Annotated in this window: 15 protein-coding genes and 1 pseudogene; 8 read left to right on the top strand and 8 right to left on the bottom strand. The window is 71.8% G+C overall.

Annotation, left to right across the window (positions count from 1 at the left end):
• From HY68_RS04030 to HY68_RS04010, 5 genes and pseudogenes are all read right to left on the bottom strand, one after another.
• A pseudogene (locus HY68_RS04030) lies at positions 1 to 234 on the bottom strand (zf-HC2 domain-containing protein); the annotation flags it as partial.
• Entirely contained in the window at positions 231 to 818 is a 588-nt protein-coding gene (locus HY68_RS04025; RefSeq protein ID WP_241778464.1) for an RNA polymerase sigma factor, read from the bottom strand. The gene HY68_RS04025 and the pseudogene HY68_RS04030, both read right to left, overlap by 4 nt.
• A gap of 52 nt (positions 819 to 870) precedes the next feature.
• Positions 871 to 1,263 carry a hypothetical protein gene (locus HY68_RS04020; protein ID WP_041984440.1) on the bottom strand — a complete coding sequence of 131 codons (393 nt, stop codon included), beginning with the start codon at positions 1,261 to 1,263 and terminating at the stop codon, positions 871 to 873.
• Positions 1,264 to 1,360: 97 nt separating this feature from the next.
• On the bottom strand, positions 1,361 to 1,996 hold the full coding sequence (locus tag HY68_RS04015; protein ID WP_041984437.1) for a GNAT family N-acetyltransferase: 636 nt from the start codon (positions 1,994 to 1,996) through the stop codon (positions 1,361 to 1,363).
• Between the two features lie 41 nt (positions 1,997 to 2,037).
• Positions 2,038 to 2,448 carry a DUF4259 domain-containing protein gene (locus tag HY68_RS04010; protein ID WP_041984434.1) on the bottom strand — a complete coding sequence of 137 codons (411 nt, stop codon included), beginning with the start codon at positions 2,446 to 2,448 and terminating at the stop codon, positions 2,038 to 2,040.
• A 189-nt stretch (positions 2,449 to 2,637) separates the two neighbouring features.
• Here HY68_RS04010 and lon point away from each other — a divergent pair, with 189 nt between their 5' ends.
• Positions 2,638 to 5,049, top strand: a complete 2,412-nt coding sequence (gene lon / locus HY68_RS04005; RefSeq protein ID WP_041984431.1) for an endopeptidase La — start codon at positions 2,638 to 2,640, stop codon at positions 5,047 to 5,049.
• Between the two features lie 229 nt (positions 5,050 to 5,278).
• Positions 5,279 to 6,139 (top strand): helix-turn-helix transcriptional regulator, encoded by an 861-nt coding sequence (locus HY68_RS04000; RefSeq protein ID WP_041984429.1) that lies wholly within the window; start codon positions 5,279 to 5,281, stop codon positions 6,137 to 6,139.
• Between the two features lie 135 nt (positions 6,140 to 6,274).
• Here the strand turns inward: HY68_RS04000 and HY68_RS03995 are convergent, their stop codons facing one another.
• Positions 6,275 to 6,961 (bottom strand): lysozyme, encoded by a 687-nt coding sequence (locus HY68_RS03995; protein ID WP_063779693.1) that lies wholly within the window; start codon positions 6,959 to 6,961, stop codon positions 6,275 to 6,277.
• A 476-nt stretch (positions 6,962 to 7,437) separates the two neighbouring features.
• On the opposite strand from HY68_RS03995, the gene HY68_RS03990 reads away from it, so the two are divergent.
• Complete coding sequence (locus HY68_RS03990; RefSeq protein WP_078863416.1) at positions 7,438 to 7,932, top strand: MarR family transcriptional regulator; 495 nt, start codon at positions 7,438 to 7,440, stop codon at positions 7,930 to 7,932.
• Between the two features lie 70 nt (positions 7,933 to 8,002).
• On the opposite strand, the gene HY68_RS03985 is transcribed toward HY68_RS03990, so the two are convergent.
• A complete protein-coding gene (locus HY68_RS03985; RefSeq protein ID WP_041984422.1) occupies positions 8,003 to 8,785 on the bottom strand; it encodes a protein phosphatase 2C domain-containing protein in 783 nt (260 codons plus the stop codon).
• Between the two features lie 416 nt (positions 8,786 to 9,201).
• Between HY68_RS03985 and HY68_RS03980 the strand changes: the two genes are divergently transcribed.
• The 5 genes from HY68_RS03980 to HY68_RS03960 all read left to right on the top strand — a co-directional run bounded on the left by HY68_RS03980 (position 9,202) and on the right by HY68_RS03960 (position 14,946).
• Complete coding sequence (locus HY68_RS03980; RefSeq protein WP_041995109.1) at positions 9,202 to 12,054, top strand: nitrate- and nitrite sensing domain-containing protein; 2,853 nt, start codon at positions 9,202 to 9,204, stop codon at positions 12,052 to 12,054.
• A complete protein-coding gene (locus HY68_RS03975; protein WP_041984420.1) occupies positions 12,051 to 12,545 on the top strand; it encodes a roadblock/LC7 domain-containing protein in 495 nt (164 codons plus the stop codon). Before HY68_RS03980 ends, HY68_RS03975 begins: the two co-directional genes overlap by 4 nt.
• Positions 12,542 to 12,967 carry a DUF742 domain-containing protein gene (locus tag HY68_RS03970; protein WP_041984417.1) on the top strand — a complete coding sequence of 142 codons (426 nt, stop codon included), beginning with the start codon at positions 12,542 to 12,544 and terminating at the stop codon, positions 12,965 to 12,967. The genes HY68_RS03975 and HY68_RS03970 overlap by 4 nt, the downstream gene beginning before the upstream one ends.
• A complete protein-coding gene (locus tag HY68_RS03965; RefSeq protein WP_041984414.1) occupies positions 12,948 to 13,616 on the top strand; it encodes an ATP/GTP-binding protein in 669 nt (222 codons plus the stop codon). The genes HY68_RS03970 and HY68_RS03965 overlap by 20 nt, the downstream gene beginning before the upstream one ends.
• A gap of 91 nt (positions 13,617 to 13,707) precedes the next feature.
• On the top strand, positions 13,708 to 14,946 hold the full coding sequence (locus HY68_RS03960; RefSeq protein ID WP_041984412.1) for a styrene monooxygenase/indole monooxygenase family protein: 1,239 nt from the start codon (positions 13,708 to 13,710) through the stop codon (positions 14,944 to 14,946).
• A 22-nt stretch (positions 14,947 to 14,968) separates the two neighbouring features.
• Here the strand turns inward: HY68_RS03960 and HY68_RS03955 are convergent.
• Positions 14,969 to 16,009 (bottom strand): C40 family peptidase (locus HY68_RS03955; RefSeq protein ID WP_078863879.1); only part of this gene is annotated, 1,041 nt, incomplete at its 5' end.

Below are 16,009 nucleotides of genomic sequence, written 5' to 3'. Positions count from 1 at the left end.
GGCCGCGCCGATCCGGCGCGGCCGGGACGTGGGCGTGGGCACCGCGGCGAGCACCGCGGCCCGCACCCCCGCCAGTACGGGTCCTGCGGCGCCCGCCCGTACCGCCGCCGACACCCGCACCGCGCACGCCCCGCACGACTCGACGTGCTTCTCCAGCGACCAGGCGTCGGGCTCGCGCGCCGCGCCCGCCGCGTACAGCTCCGCCAGCTGGTCCGTCACATGCCAGGTGGTCACGCGATGCCTCCCAGGCCCGGTCCCGGCGCGATCCGGCCGAGCTCCAGGCGCAGTTCCTTGCGGGCGCGCATGGCGCGGGTCTTGACCGTGCCCTCCGGTATGCCGAGGAGCCGCGCGGTCTCGCCGGTGGTCAGCCCGTCGACGACGGTGGCACGCAGCACGTCGCGCAGTTCGGGGGAGATCCGGTCGAGGGCGGCGCCCACATCCCCGTACTCAAGACCGGTCAGCACCCGGTCCTCGGCCGACGGGGCCACGTCGGCCGGTTCGTACTCCACCCGCCGGGCACGTTCGGCGCGCTCCTGTGCCCGCCGGGCGTCGACCAGCCGGCGGGCGGCGATCACCCACAGCCAGCCACCGGCCTCACCGCCCTGGTGGCCCGCGGCGGAGCGCCAGACGGCCACGAAGGTGTCCTGGAGGACTTCCCGCACGGTCTCGGGATCGGCGCACCGTCGGGTCAGCCGCGCGTGCAGCCAGCCCGAGTGCCGGTCGTAGAAAATGCCGAGGGCCTCGGCATCCCCTTTGGCGACGGCGCGCAGCAGCGCGTCGTCGGCCAGGTCTCCCCCCATGGGGCGGAACAGTCTCACGCCCTGTCTGTCGCTCGCGGGCACCCGACCGGTTCACCGCGTCGCGTGACGCTCAGTGGGTGTGGTCGCCCGGGTGAGGTGCCGGGGCTGCCGGGCGGGTGTTGGTGTGGCCGCAGATCCAGGACAGTGCTTCGTGGACGCCGTGGATGTAGTCGCGCGGGACCGTGCGCTGGGTGGCGTCCTCCAGTTGGACGACCGCCGCGTCCGTCTCCGCCGTCAGCAGGGGCAGGTCGGGGGCGCCCGTGCTGACAGCGCCGGTGACCGGGGCCGTTTCGCCGCGGCCGAGGGCCCAGAGGTAGGCCGTCAGGGAGCCGCGGGAGAGCTGGGTCTGCTGGGCGGTGCCCGCTGCGACGTCGGCGAGCGCGCGGTACGCCTGCTCCACCTCGGCGCGTGGCCTGGCGCCGACGCGCAATTCGTCGGGGGGTCCTGTCTGTTGAGTACTCATACCTGTTCACTTGTCCCCGGACGCGCGGGAGATGTCTCGCCGGAACAGGTATGGCCGAGTCACGCACGGCGCCCGCCGGGGGCGCGCGGCGCCGTGGTCAGCCGACCCGTACGACGCCGGTGATCGGACCGTGCAGCCGCCATCCCAGCGCGCTGTACAGCGCGCGTCCGTCGGTCGTGCCCGCGAGGATCCCGGTGCTGGCCCCCGCGTCGGCCGCCGCCGTTTCGAGGGTGCGCATCACGAGCCGGCCGAGGCCCTTTCTGCGGTGTCCCGCGTCGGTCTCGACCTGGTCGACGACGGCGGTCTCCCCGGCCAGCCCCACCTGCCCGCGCGCGGCCGGATCGCCGTCCCCGGTCAGCACCCGTACCCGTACGACCCCGTCCGTCCGCTCGGTGCGCACCGCGTACCCGGCGGGCGGCTCGGGCAGGGGCGACCGGCGCAGGGCGGTGAACATCAGGAAGCCGGGGTCGTCCGGCACTTTCCAGCCCGGGGTTATCCATCCGCCGACCACCTCGGGCGCCGCGAGCAGCCGCAGCCAGGAACCCGGCTCGGTCTCGCTCCCGCAGAGCATCCGCACGGTCGCCCCGTCGGGCTCGGGCAGTACATGCCGCAGCACGTGCCCCGGCTGCCCGACGTCGATGCGATACCCCCACGGCCGCTCGACGGGCGACGCAGTGGAACGAGAGACGGCCCAGCCGGCCACCCAGGCTGACGTAATGGTCGAGTTGTCCACGGGACTATTACAGCAGGGGCGGTCGTTCCCCGGGAAGTGAATTAGAGGGGCGTGGATTCGGGTGCGAGCGCGCCGCGGAGCCGGTTGATGCCCGCCTGCCAGGGGCCGTCGCCCGCCTCCTCCCACAGTTCCAGGAGTTCGGACGGCTCGGTCATGACGCGGTCGAGGCTCCGCAGGGCGAGGGCGCGAAGGTCGGTGAGGTCCGGGAGGGGTTCCTTCGGGCCGTAGTGCGGGTTGGCCGGCTCGCCGGCCGAGCATTGGGCGGCGACCAGGGCCGCTGCCGCGACTGCTTCGTCGGCGACGTCCGAGTCCAGGTAGCCGGTGGTGCCGGCCGTTCGGGCCAGCGCGTCCCTGACCAGTCCGTGGCGCGCGTCCGGGGCGGCGTCGTCGAGGTGGCCGCACCAGTCCGCCGCGGTGTCGTTGTCGAAGGGGCCGACGTCCCAGGTGCCCATGTGTTCCTCCTGATCGCGATCACGTCCGGGCATCGTGGCAGGCCCCACTGACATCGCCGGCCGGCGCCGAACGGAGGGGATTTCAGCCGCTCGAGTGCTATCGCTCAGAGCGAACGGCGGCCGGGGAACATTGGCGGGCTCACATGCATTGAGTCCACATAGCTCAACCTAACTGCCGAAGGGGAGATCATGGCCTCCATTTCCACCCCGCTCACGCTTCCCGTGCTGCCGCTCGACGACGAGGTCGTGCTGCCCGGCATGGTGGTTCCGCTCGACCTGTCCGACACCGAGGTCCGCGCCGCTGTGGAGGCCGCCCAGGCCGCCGCGCGTACGGGCGGGTCCGGTGCCGGGAAGCCTCAGGTGCTGCTTGTGCCACGGATCGACGGGTCGTACGCCGCGACCGGCGTGCTCGGCACCGTCGAGCAGGTGGGCAGGCTGTCCGACGGGGATCCCGGTGCGCTGATCCGCGGCAGAGGCCGCGTACAGATCGGCTCCGGTACGAGCGGACCCGGCGCGGCCCTCTGGGTCGAGGGCATCGCCGTCGACGAAGTCACCCCCGACCCGCTGCCCGGCTCCGTCACCGAACTGATCAAGGAATACAAGGCGCTCGCCACCGACTGGCTGAAGAAGCGCGGCGCCTGGCAGGTCGTGGACCGTGTCCAGCAGATCGAGGACGTGTCCGCGCTCGCCGACAACGCCGGTTACTCACCTTTCCTGTCCACCGCCCAGAAGGTGGAGCTGCTGGAGACCACCGACCCGGTGGCCCGGCTGAAGCTCGCCATCAGCCAGCTGCGCGAACACCTCGCCGAGCAGGACGTCGCCGAGTCCATCGCCAAGGACGTCCAGGAAGGCGTCGACAAGCAGCAGCGTGACTTCCTGCTGCGGCGCCAGCTCGAAGCCGTACGCAAGGAACTGCGCGAGCTGAACGGCGAGGGCGACGAGGACGAGTCGGACGACTACCGCACCCGCGTCGAGGCCGCCGATCTCCCGGAGAAGGTGCGCGAAGCCGCACTGAAGGAGGTCGAGAAGCTGGAGCGCTCGTCGGACCAGAGCCCCGAGGGCTCCTGGATCCGCACCTGGCTGGACACCGTCCTCGAACTGCCGTGGAACGAGCGCACCGAGGACGAGTACGACATCCAGGGCGCCAAGACGATTCTCGACGCCGAGCACGCGGGCCTGGAGGACGTCAAGGAGCGCATCACCGAATACCTGGCCGTGCGCAAGCGCAGGGCCGACCGCGGGCTCGGTGTGGTCGGCGGCCGGCGCGGTGGCGCCGTCCTGGCCCTCGTCGGCCCGCCCGGGGTCGGCAAGACCTCGCTCGGCGAGTCCGTCGCGCACTCCATGGGACGCAAGTTCGTCCGGGTCGCGCTCGGCGGTGTCCGGGACGAGGCGGAGATCCGCGGCCACCGGCGCACCTACGTCGGCGCGCTGCCCGGCCGTATCGTCCGGGCGATCAAGGAGGCCGGTTCGATGAACCCGGTCGTCCTGCTCGACGAGATCGACAAGGTCGGCTCGGACTACCGGGGCGACCCGGCCGCGGCCCTGCTCGAAGTCCTGGACCCGGCGCAGAACCACACGTTCCGCGACCACTACCTGGAGGTCGAGCTCGACCTGTCCGACGTGGTGTTCCTCGCCACGGCCAACGTCCTGGAAGCCATTCCCGAGGCGCTGCTCGACCGGATGGAGCTGGTCAGGCTCGACGGCTACACCGAGGACGAGAAGGTCGTCATCGCCCGTGACCACCTGCTGCCCCGGCAGCTGGAGCGCGCGGGTCTGGAGACCGGCGAGGTCACCCTGGAGGACGGCGCGCTGCGCAAGCTGGCAGGGGAGTACACCCGCGAGGCGGGCGTACGGAACCTGGAGCGCGGCATCGCGCGGCTGCTCCGCAAGGTGGCGGCCCAGCACGAACTCGGCGAGCGCGAGCTGCCGTTCAGCGTCGGACCCGACGACCTGCGCGGTCTGATCGGCCGGCCGCACCACGTGCCCGAGTCGGCGCAGGACCCGGCGGAGCGGCGTACGGCGGTGCCGGGCGTGGCCACGGGCCTCGCCGTCACCGGCGCCGGTGGTGACGTGCTGTTCGTCGAGGCGTCGCTGGCCGACCCGGAGACGGGCGGCTCGGGGCTGACCCTGACGGGCCAGCTGGGTGACGTGATGAAGGAGTCCGCGCAGATCGCGCTCTCCTTCCTGCGCTCGCGCGGCGCCGAACTGGAGCTGCCGGTCGCCGACCTGAAGGACCGGGGTGTGCACATCCACTTCCCGGCGGGCGCCGTCCCGAAGGACGGTCCGAGCGCGGGTATCACGATGACGACCGCTCTCGCCTCGCTGCTGAGCGGCCGCCAGGTCCGCACGGACGTCGCCATGACGGGTGAGGTCTCGCTGACCGGGCGGGTGCTGCCCATCGGCGGTCTGAAGCAGAAGCTGCTGGCCGCGCACCAGGCGGGTATCACGACGGTCGTGATCCCCAAGCGCAACGAGGCCGACCTGGACGACGTACCGGCCGAGGTCCTCGACCGGCTGGAGGTCCACCCGGTCACGGATGTCCGGCAGGTGCTGGAGATCGCGCTGTCCCCGGCGGAGGTACCGGTCCAGGCCGCGGCCTGAGCCCGGCCGGGGCGACGGGCCTGAGCCCCGGCGGGGGCGACGGCCTGAGCCCCGAACCGTCGGAGAAAGCGGTACCGCGACGGCGGCCGCGCACGGAACGATCTGTTCCGTGCGCGGCCGCCGTGTCGCGTCCCGGCCCCTTCCCGACGATCAACAGGCCGTGACCCCAGGTCAGTTGGTATGTCAGACTGACCGGTACGCAGGTGCAGTCCCGAGTGAGAAGTGTGATGTGAGCGAGCCCCGTTCCGCCCCGACGATCGGTCAGCTCGTCCTCGGCAGACAACTCCAGGCCCTGCGGGAGAAGGCCGGACTGAGCAGGGAGGACGCCGGCCGGCTGCTCCGCGTCACGGCCGCGACCGTGCGCCGGATGGAGATGGCCGAGGTCGCGCTGAAGATCCCGTACATACAGATCCTGCTGCCCGCCTACGGGCTGCTCGCCGAGGACGTCGAGGTCTTCCTCCGGCTGGCCGACGAGGCCAACCAGCCCGGCTGGTGGCAGCGGTTCCACGACATCCTGCCCGACTGGTTCAGCGGCTACGTCAGCCTGGAGGAGGCGGCGAGCACCATCCGCTGCTACGAGCCGCACTTCGTACCGGGGCTGCTCCAGACCGAGGACTACGCGCGGGCGATCCTCACCACCGGCTCCGTCGGGCAGCGCGACCCCGCGCGGATCGAGCGGCACGTCGCCCTGCGGATGGAGCGCCAGAGCCTGCTCACCCGCCCCGACGCGCCACGGTTCTGGGCGGTGCTGGACGAGACCGTGCTGCGCAGGCCCGTCGGGTCGGCCGAGGTGATGCGCGGTCAGCTCGACCGGCTGCTCGACGTCTCGGCCCAGCCGAACGTGACCTTGCAGGTCGCCATGCTCTCGGCGGGCCACCACGCGGGGACGTACAGCCCGTTCGTGCTGTTCCGGTTCGACGTGCCGGAGATCCCCGACATGGTCTACATCGAATATCTGACCGGCGCGCTCTTCCTCGACCAGCAGACCGAGGTCATGGAGCACCTGGAGGCGATGAACCGCATGGTGGCCCACGCGGAGTCCGCCCGCGACACCCGCGACTTCCTCACCGACCTGCGCGCGCTGTACTGAGAGCCCGCTGCACGGAGATCCTGCCGGACCGAGAGCCCGCCGGACCGAGACCCCGGCTGCCGGCGGACATACGGCGGGCGCGGCCCCGGCCGGTGGTACCGGCCGGGACCGCGCCGCATGCCGCGAAAGGCCGGGTCAGCCGTTCGCGAGGGCCTGGACGCGGTCCAGGGCTCCGTTGAAGCGGTTGTGGTCGCCGACGGTCGGGCCCGTCGACGTGTACTGCCAGATCGTCTGGACGCCCCAGCCGGCCGGCAGGGCGCCGACCGTCGTGTTGTAGCGGGCCACCCAGAGCGGGTTCGTGTTGCCGAAGCCCGCGTAGTTGCCGGTGCAGGAGCTCCACCAGCTGGTCGCCGTGTAGATCACCGCGTCACGGCCGGTGCGTGACTTGTAGGTGTTCAGGAAGTCCCTGATCCAGCTGACCATCTGACTGGGCGACTTGCCGTAGCAGGAGGCGCCGTACGGGTTCCACTCGATGTCGAGCACACCCGGCAGGGTCTTCCCGTCGCGTGACCAGGCGCCGCCGTTGTCGGCGAAGTAGTTGGCCTGGGCCGCGCCGCTCGTGCTGTTGGGAGTGGCGAAGTGGTAAGCCCCGCGGATCATCCCGACGCTGTACGAGCCGTTGTACTGCTGTGCGAACGACGGGTTCTTGTACGAACTTCCTTCGGTTGCCTTGGTGTACGCGAACCTGACGCCGCTGCTCCACAGGGCGGCCCAGTTCACGCTGCCCTGGTGGCTGGAGACGTCGACGCCGTGCGTCTGGGTGACGCGGGTGTCGGGCGGCAGTCCGCCCTGCCCGTCGTGCGCCAGGACGCCCATGCCCATGTAGGCGGAGCCCGGCGCGGGCAGATCGGGGGCCGGCTGGGGGACAGGGACCGGCTGGGAGCCGGGTACGGGCTGGGTACCGGGTACGGGCTGCGTACCGGGTACCGGTCGGGTGCCCGGTGCGTGCTGCGAACCGGGTACCGGTTGGGGGTCGGGGGTTGCCGCGTCCGCCGCACCGGGAAGGGTGAGCAGGAGCGCGAGGGTTGCCAGGAGAGCTGTGGTCGCCGCGACGAGCGGGCGGCCGGGTGTCACGGATCTGTGCACGGGCATTGCGTGCCTCCGGAAGACCTGGTGGGGGGATCTCATGGACGTGTCGACAAGTCGTGGTATGGACATGTCAGTGGTGACGCTACGCACGTAGACGTAACGATGGAAGGTTGCCACGCTGCTGCCGTTGGACTAAACCTACGAAATAATGACGGAGCTGCGGCAATGGCCGTCTGTGAAAGAAACTTTCAGGAGCGGGAAAGCGCGTGATGGGTGCTGACGTGCACGGGAGTAAACCGGGAAATGAACCGGGCCCGGCCGGTACGAGTGGTGTGGACCACGAATTCCTCGCCTTGGAGCGGGAGCTGGCAGTGTTTCTGCGCCGGGCCAGATCGAATTCCGGCGAGATGGCGCGCGAGGTCCATCCCGAACTCGAACCGGCTGCCTATGGGCTGCTCGTCCGGCTGGAGGAAACCACTTATCAGCGGGCCACCGAGCTGTCCGCCTACTTCGGTGTCGGCAAGGCGACGATGAGCCGTCAGCTGCGGGCGCTGGAGGACCTCGGACTTGTCACCCGCGAGCGTGACCCCGCCGACGGGCGCGCGTCACTCGTACGCCTCACGGGCGAGGGGCTGGCCCGCTTCCAGCGGGTGCGCGACGCGCGCAGAGGCCGGTACGTACGACAGCTCGCCGACTGGGACCGCGCCGAGATCGCCGAGCTGGCCCGGCTGCTGCACCACATGAACGCCCGTACGGGCAGCTGACAGGGGCGGCTGAAACGGCCGGCTGAAACGGCCGGCCGACGGTTCCGGGGCCGGCCCGCGGCGGGCTCGCTCACACCTCCACGTACGTCGCCGTCGCGTCGTCGCTCTTCTTCCAGCGGCGGAAGGCGGCGCCGTCCGGGTCGGTGTCCTCGGTCGCCCGTACGCGGTCGATCAGCTCCTGCGGACCGCTCTTGCGCACCAGCGCCAGACAGTCCGCCCAGTCGCCCTCGTGGAACATCTCCACCCACCGGGCCGCGCCGTCCGTCAGGGCCAGCAGGGCGCGCACGTCGGCGGCGGGGGTACGGCCCGTCACGGCCTTCGCCGCCGCGGACGGGTCGGCAGCCGCCGTGAAGAAACCGCCCTCCGCGTTGCGCAGCGCGTCCGCCGACGCCGCCGAGCGCAGGGCGGCGCGCGGGACGCGGTGCAGCCGGTCGTCCACGACGGCCCGTACCGCGCCGTCCGGTGCCTCCAGCAGCAGCGTCGAGTCGGAGAGCACCAGATGCTCGACGGAGTCCGCGCCCCAGCGGGCCATCACCACGGTTGCCTGCGGAGTCCGCACGTGAGAAAGGTCACAAGTGTCACGATGTGCGTCGGCGGTACGCCGGATGGCGTCGGCCAGGATCTCCGGCAGCGTCAGATCCCGTCGCGAAGCGGACAGTTCGGCCAGCGCACCGCCGAGCCGGGCGGTGAACCAGGGCACACCGTGCACACAACCGACATCGCCCGCCGGGGGCGTCACACCGTCCAGGAGGATCAGCGAGCCGCCTTCGCCGGACGCCGGGAGGACCACGGATGTCCAGTCCTCGTTGGGCCGTTCGGTGACTCCGGGTGCTGTGGCGAGTTCGATGCGCATGGGATCAAGTCTGCACGAGTCCGCCCCAGCTCCTGCCGACTCCTTCACCGGGCCTGCACCGGGCATGGAATCTCCGTACCGCCTGGTCAGCAGGACCGACGGAGCGGAATGATCTCTTCCGCGGCGGTGCGGGCGCGCATCCTGCCAAAGCGCGGGCGGAAGGTCCACCCGGCGCTCCGGGGCGGCACCCGGAGCGCTGATCCGGAAGTTGTTCGTCAACTCCTCCGTGATGTTCACTCGTTCAGGTGGCGGAGCGGCCGATGCGCGCCCCCCTCCCGGATGCGCTGGGATGGTCTGAAGCCGTGCCAGGGGTGGGGGTTGTCTCGTAGTGACCGGTCGTCACCTCTGCTTCATGGGCGGACGAGTCAAGAATGCGAGCACCGGTGCAGAAGAAGCGGCCTCGGGGCAACGGCGGCATGACAGCTGACACTCCGGGCGAAGGGCGCCGTAAGCGGGTGCGCAGCCGGCTGTTCGCCGGTGTGGCGGTCATCGCCGTCACTGTCGTCGCCGCGGGTGTGCCCGGCGTACTCGACGCCTCCACCCGTCTGAACGACGCGCAGCGGCTCGTCACCCTCGCCGAGCTGAACCGGCAGACCGTGACGCTCGCCCACTCGCTGGCCGACGAACGCGACGAGGCCGTCGTGTACGTGGCGGCGGGACGCCCGGCGAAGGGCGAATCCGAGACGAACGCGAAGGACGCGAAGGACGCGGACGGCCATCAGGTCTCCCGTGAGACCCGCGCACGCGTCGACCGGCAGATCGACGAGATCCGGGCCACCGGATCCGCGTCGGCCGGGCTGCTCAGAGACCTCTCCACCGTGCCGTCGGTCCGCGCCTCCGCCCTCACCGGCAAGGACGCGGCCCCCGACACGTACCGCGCCTACTCCGACGTCATCGACGACCTGCACGCGGTCGCCGAGCGGCTCGCCGAACGCGCCCCCGCCGAGGTGGCGGGAGACGTCCGCGCCTCCGTCGACCTCGACAGCGCGGTCGACCGGGCGTCCGGCACCCGCGCGCTGCTGCTGGGCGCGCTGGCCGTCCCCGCCGACGAGGAGGCGACGACGGTCATCGACCCGGTCACCGGCCTCCCCGTGCCGTCCTCGGACGATCTGGCGGCCAACAAGAAGAACGACGCGGCGCGCGACGCGCTCAGCGCCGCCGCGCAGCAGACCCGTACGGGTGAACTCGCCGCGCTCGCCGACTTCGACCGCACCGCGGACAGCCAGACGCGCGACTCTCTCGCCAGGACCGTCACAGGACCCGACATCACGGCGGCCGACGGCTATCTGAAGAAGCTCACCGACCGCCCGGAACTCTCCGAGTCCGAACGCTCCACCGACCAGGAGAAGGTCAGGACGGCCCTGTCCGCCCGTATCGACCAGATGCGCGGCGTCGAGGCGGGCCTCGGCAGCGACCAGCTCACCCGGCTCGAAAAGGTCCGCGACGACGACGTCACCGCGCTGGAGCTGCGCTTCGCGCTGCTCGGCGGCCTGCTGCTGATCGCCGTCGGCGTCGCGACGGCCGTCGCCCGCACGCTGACCCGGCCGCTCGCCGTGCTGCGCATCGGCGCCGCCCGGCTGGCCGAAGCGCCCGGGACGGCCGAGCCGGTGCGGTTCACCGGCCGCAACGACGAGTTCGCCCAGGTCGTACGGTCCCTCAACGCGCTGCACAGCAGGGTCGCGGGACTTCTCGACCGGCCCGGTCCCGCGGGCGGCGAGACGACCGTTCCGATCGGCGCCAGTGCGAAGGCCGCGGCGCGGGGCACCGGATTCCAGAAGCACCCCGCGCTCCAGGAACACACGGAACTCCACGGGCGCACGGAACCGCACGACCAGGCGGAACTCCAGGAGCGCGCGGAGCGGACGGCCGCCGAGCTGGCCCAGCTCCGGAACACCGTCGAGCACACCTTCGTCAACCTCTCGCTGCGCTCCCTCGGCCTCGTCGAGCGGCAGCTCGGCGTCATCGAGTCGCTGGAGGAGCGCGAGCAGGACCCGGACCGGCTCGCCACGCTCTACAAGCTCGACCATCTCGCGACGGTCATGCGCCGCCACAGCGAGAACCTGCTGGTCCTCGCCGAGCACGAACACGGCCACAGCCACCCGGGCCCGGTACCGCTCGTGGACATGCTGCGCGCCGCCGTCAGCGAGATCGAGCGGTACGAGCGGATCACCATCCAGTCGCTGCCCTCGCACGCCCAGGTGGCCGGCTTCGCCGCCGACGACCTCAGCCATCTCGTCGCCGAGCTGCTGGAGAACGCCACCTCGTTCTCGCCGCCCGACGCCCAGGTGGAGCTGTCCGGGTGGCTGCTGGAGAGCGGCGAGGTGATGATCTCCGTCCAGGACAAGGGCATCGGCATGCCCGAGGACCGGCTCGGCGAGCTGAACGCCCTGCTGGACGAGGCGACCCAGAGCGACCGGGGCGAACAGGGCGCGCGTGACGCCTGGGGCACCCCCGGCGCACCCGCCGAGAGCGAGGGCCTGGGACTGCGGGTGGCGGCCCTCCTCGCCGCGCGGCACGGCGTACGGGTCCATCTGCGCAAGCACGAGGACGGCGGGCTCGCGGCCGTCGTCGTACTGCCGCAGGCGCTGCTCCCCGAGACGCAGCCCTCGACCGGTCCGGTCCCGGCCGCCGCGTACCCGCCGCCGACGGCGGGACCCGCGCCCGCCGTCCACCAGCCGGGCTCGGTCGCCGAGGCCAACTCCAACGCGCTGCCCGCCCGTCAGGCCGCTCCCGACCCGCTGATCGCGGCGGCCGAGGAGACGATCCGGGAGGCGGAGAGCGAGCCGGCGGCGCCCGCGGGGGTCCGCCAGGACCCGTACGCGGTCGGTCCCGACACGCACGAACGGGCCGACGTCGACCAGGACACCTTCACCATGCGGCTGCCGCGCCAGCAGAGCGCGGAGCCGGAGCCGGCACCCGTGTCGGAACCGGCGGTATCCGCGTCCGAGCCGGCGGTATCCGCGCCCGAACCCGAACAGACAGGACCGGAGTCCGATCCGGTCACCGACAAGGGACTGCCCAAGCGAACCCCCAAGGTCGTCAAGGCGGCGACCTCGCCCACCGAACGCACCGGCAGCGTCGACGCCGAGGAGCTGCGCCGCCGGCTCGGCGGCTTCCACCAGGGCGCGAAGGACGGCCGGCGCGATGTCGAGGCCGAACTCACCGAGAGTTCCGACCGGACGGACGGCACCGACCCGATAGCGTCCGGAGCGCGGGACGGGGAACGTGACGAAGAGGCGGGGGAGACAGTCGAGGAGGCACGCAGTTGACAGCGACCAGCACATTCGGACTGAGTAGCGAAGCCCGAAACCTGCACTGGCTGTTGAGCAACCTCGTCGAGGAGGTGCCAGGAGTACGTTCCGTCGCCGTCGTCTCGTCCGACGGACTGCTGCTGCTCTCCTCCGACCAGGAGCACAACAGCGCGGCCGCGGAGGCGGCGGGCGGCGCGCCACGCGGCGAGGGACCGCGCGGCGCGGGCGCCGACCTGGCCACCATCGTCTCCGGTATCGCCAGCCTCACCATCGGGGCGGCGAAGCTCATGGACGGCGGCGGGGTCAAGCAGACGATGGTCGCCATGGAGGAGGGCAGCGTCTTCATCATGTCCATCAGCGACGGCTCCCTGCTCGGCGTGCACGCGGCGCCCGACTGCGACATGAGCGTCGTGGCGTACCACATGGCGCTCTTCGTCGGCCGCGCCGGACACGTACTGACGCCCGAACTCCGCAGCGAGCTGCGCAAGTCCATGGAGAACGCCCGATGACCGCCGCCGCCGGGTCCGCCGGTGCCCAGGCCCGCAGACTCCCGGTGCGCGGCGGCGACCGCCGCCCCGCGCGGGTCCGCCCGTACTCGCTCACCGGCGGCCGTACCCGCTTCGGGCACGTGCTGCTCGTGGAGACGTTCGTCGCCGCGATCGAGGCGGCCGACGAGCGCAGGGAACTGACCGACGGCGGGGCCGCGTGGCGCGTCATGCCCGAGATGCGGGCCATCGTCGAACTGTGCCGCAGGATGCGCACGGTCGCCGAGATCTCGGCGCTGCTGAAGATGCCGCTCGGGGTGGTCCGGGTGCTCCTCAGCGACCTGGCCGACCAGGGAAAGATCCGTGTGTACGGGACGGGGCACGGCACCGGCCAGCCCGACCGTGCGCTGCTGGAAAGGGTGTTGGATGGACTCCGCCGTCTCTGACGTGACCGCCGCCCCGGCGGCCGGGCTCTTCGACGGGGCCCCGGGCAGTCCGGCAGACGAGCCCGAGGAACAGCTCCAGGACTGGCAGTTGGACCGCACCCGCGCACCGGTCGCCACGAAGATCGTCGTCGCCGGCGGCTTCGGCGTCGGCAAGACGACCTTCGTCGGTTCCGTCTCGGAGATCACACCGCTCCAGACCGAGGCGCTGATGACGCAGGCGAGCGCGGAGACCGACGACCTCAGCGCGACACCCGCCAAGCTCACCACGACCGTGGCGATGGACTACGGGCGGATCACGCTCTCCAACGACCTGGTGCTGTACATCTTCGGCACGCCGGGACAGCAGCGGTTCTGGTTCATGTGGGACGACCTGGTGCGCGGCGCGATCGGCGCCGTCGTCCTCGCCGACACCCGGCGGCTGTCCGACTGCTTCCCCGCTCTCGACTACTTCGAGAGCTGCGGGCTGCCGTACGTCGTCGCCGTCAACCACTTCGAGGGCACCGAGCTGTTCGAGCCGGACGACGTACGCGAGGCGCTGTCCGTCCCGGCGCACATCCCCGTGCTGACCATGGACGCGCGCAACCGGGTCACGGCCGTCGAGTCGCTGCTCACCCTGGTGCAGCACGCACTCGACAACACCCACGAGTAGCCTGCGTACCGCCCGACCCCCCTTCGCAACGCCACCCCCCACACGACCAGTGCACGCACCGCGCACCACGCACCCCGACGGAGAGCCCGCCATGCGGAAGATACTCATTGTGGGAGCCGGCCAGTCCGGTCTCCAACTCGCCCTCGGACTGCAGTCCCAGGGCTACGAGGTCACCCTGATGTCCAACCGCACGGCGGACGAGATCCGGACCGGCCGGGTCATGTCCACCCAGTGCATGTTCCACACCGCGCTCCAGCACGAGCGCGATCTCCAGCTCAACTTCTGGGAGTCGCAGGCCCCGAGGATCGTGGGGCTCGGCGTCTCCGTCGCCGCGCCCGACGCGAGCCGCGCGATCGACTGGGTCGGCAAGCTCGACGGCTACGCGCAGTCCGTCGACCAGCGGGTCAAGATGGCCGGCTGGATGGAGACCTTCGCGCAGCGCGGCGGCCAGTTGGTCATCCACGGCGCTGCCGTCTCCGACCTGGACTTCTTCGCCCGCACCTACGACTTGGTGCTCGTCTCCGCCGGCAAGGGCGAACTGGTCTCCATGTTCGGCAGGGACGCCTCACGTTCCCCGTACGACGCCCCGCAGCGCGCCCTCGCCGTCGCCTATGTGCACGGTCTCGGGCCGCGCCCCGAACACCCGGACTTCGACGCCGTCCGGTGCAATCTGGTGCCGGGCGTGGGCGAGTTGTTCGTCATGCCGACCTTCACCACCAGCGGACGCGCCGACATCCTCTTCTGGGAGGGCGTACCGGGCGGCCCGCTCGACGCGTTCCAGGGTGTCAAGGACCCGGCCGAGCATCTGTCGCTCACGCTGGAGCTGATGGAGCGCTTCACGCCGTGGGAGTACGCGCGCGCCACCAAGGTCGAGCTGACCGACGCCAACGGCACGCTCTCCGGGCGGTACGCGCCGACCGTACGCAACCCCGTCGGGCAACTGCCGGGCGGCGGGCTCGTCCTGGGGGTCGCCGATGTCGTCGTCGCCAACGACCCGATCACCGGGCAGGGCTCCAACTCGGCGGCCAAATGCGCCGCCGCTTACCTCGAAGCGATAGTGGCGCACGGCGACGGGCAGTTCGACGAGGCGTGGATGCGGGCCACGTTCGACCGCTACTGGGACACCGCCCAGCACGCCACCAAGTGGACCAACGCCATGCTGGGCGTGCCGCCGGAGCACGTGCTCAACCTGATCGGCGCGGGGGGTCAACTCCAGCCGGTCGCCGACCGGTTCGCCAACGGCTTCAACGATCCGGCCGACTTCGAGAACTTCTTCTACGAGCCCGACCTGACGAACGCCTACCTCGCCGAGGTGTCGGGCGCCGCCTGACGGATCCGCTCCCTGCCCCGGGTCAGAGCGCGGCGTCCGGGCGTACGGCGCCGAGCAGCGGGTTCGCGGCGATCGGCGACACCTTGACGGCGGCGCCGGGACGCGGTGCCTGGACGACCTTTCCGTCCCCCAGGTAGATCGCCACATGCGTGGCCTTGGGGAAGTAGACCACCAGGTCGCCGGGGCGCAGCTGGTTCAGCGGCACCCGGGGGAGCCGGCGCCACTGCTCCTGGCTGGTGCGCGGGATCGTCCGTCCCGCGTGCGCCCAGGACTGTGAGGTCAGCCCGGAGCAGTCGAAGGCGCCGGGCCCCTCGGCGCCCCACTGGTACGGCTTGCCGACCTGCCCGACGGCGTACCGCACGGCGGCGCCGCCCTGCGCCGACGGTGCGGTGCGGCCGGTCCGGCTCTGCGGGCCGAGCGCGCCCGAGTCGACCAGTTTCCGCTGGGCCGCCTCCGTGCCGCTCTGCTCAAGGGAGTTGAGCTGGGCGACCTGGTCACCGCTGAGCCCGGCGAGCAGCGCGGTGACCTGGCGGAGCTTCGCCGCGGCCGTGTCGCGCTGCTGCTTCTTGCGCGCGGTGAGCGACTGCTGGGTTGCGAGCGCCTTGCGGGACGCGGTGGCGAGGGCGTCGGCGTGCTTCTCGCCCTTGGTGAGACCGGAGAGCGTCGCCGCCCTGCCGCGCGCGGCGCGCGCCAGCAGCCGCCCCTGGTCGACGGCGTGCTGCGGGTCGTCGGCGAGCAGCAGCCGCAGATAGTCCGAGAGGTCGGACTGGCCGTGGTACTGGGCGCGGGCGAGCTCTCCGACGTCGGCGCGGTTACGGGCGAGGGCGGCGCGGGCCCGGGCGAGCGAGGCGGTCAGCTGCTTCGTGGCGGCGCGCTGGCGGGTGAGGGCCACCTCGGTGGTGTTGTAGGCCTCGCCCGCTTCCTCCGACTGCTGGTAGAGCTGCTGAAGCCGGGTGAGCATGGCGGGGACGGTCTCCGGGACGACGCCCGGGGCAGCGGGCGCGGCGGGCGCTGCCGGGGCTCCCGGGGCTGCCGGGGCGCCGGGTGGACCGGGTGCCGCGGG

Source organism: Streptomyces sp. AcH 505 (assembly GCF_000818175.1).
GTDB lineage: Bacteria > Actinomycetota > Actinomycetes > Streptomycetales > Streptomycetaceae > Streptomyces.
Note: the sequence above shows the minus strand (reverse complement) of the source record. Positions and strands in the feature narration are given on the sequence as shown.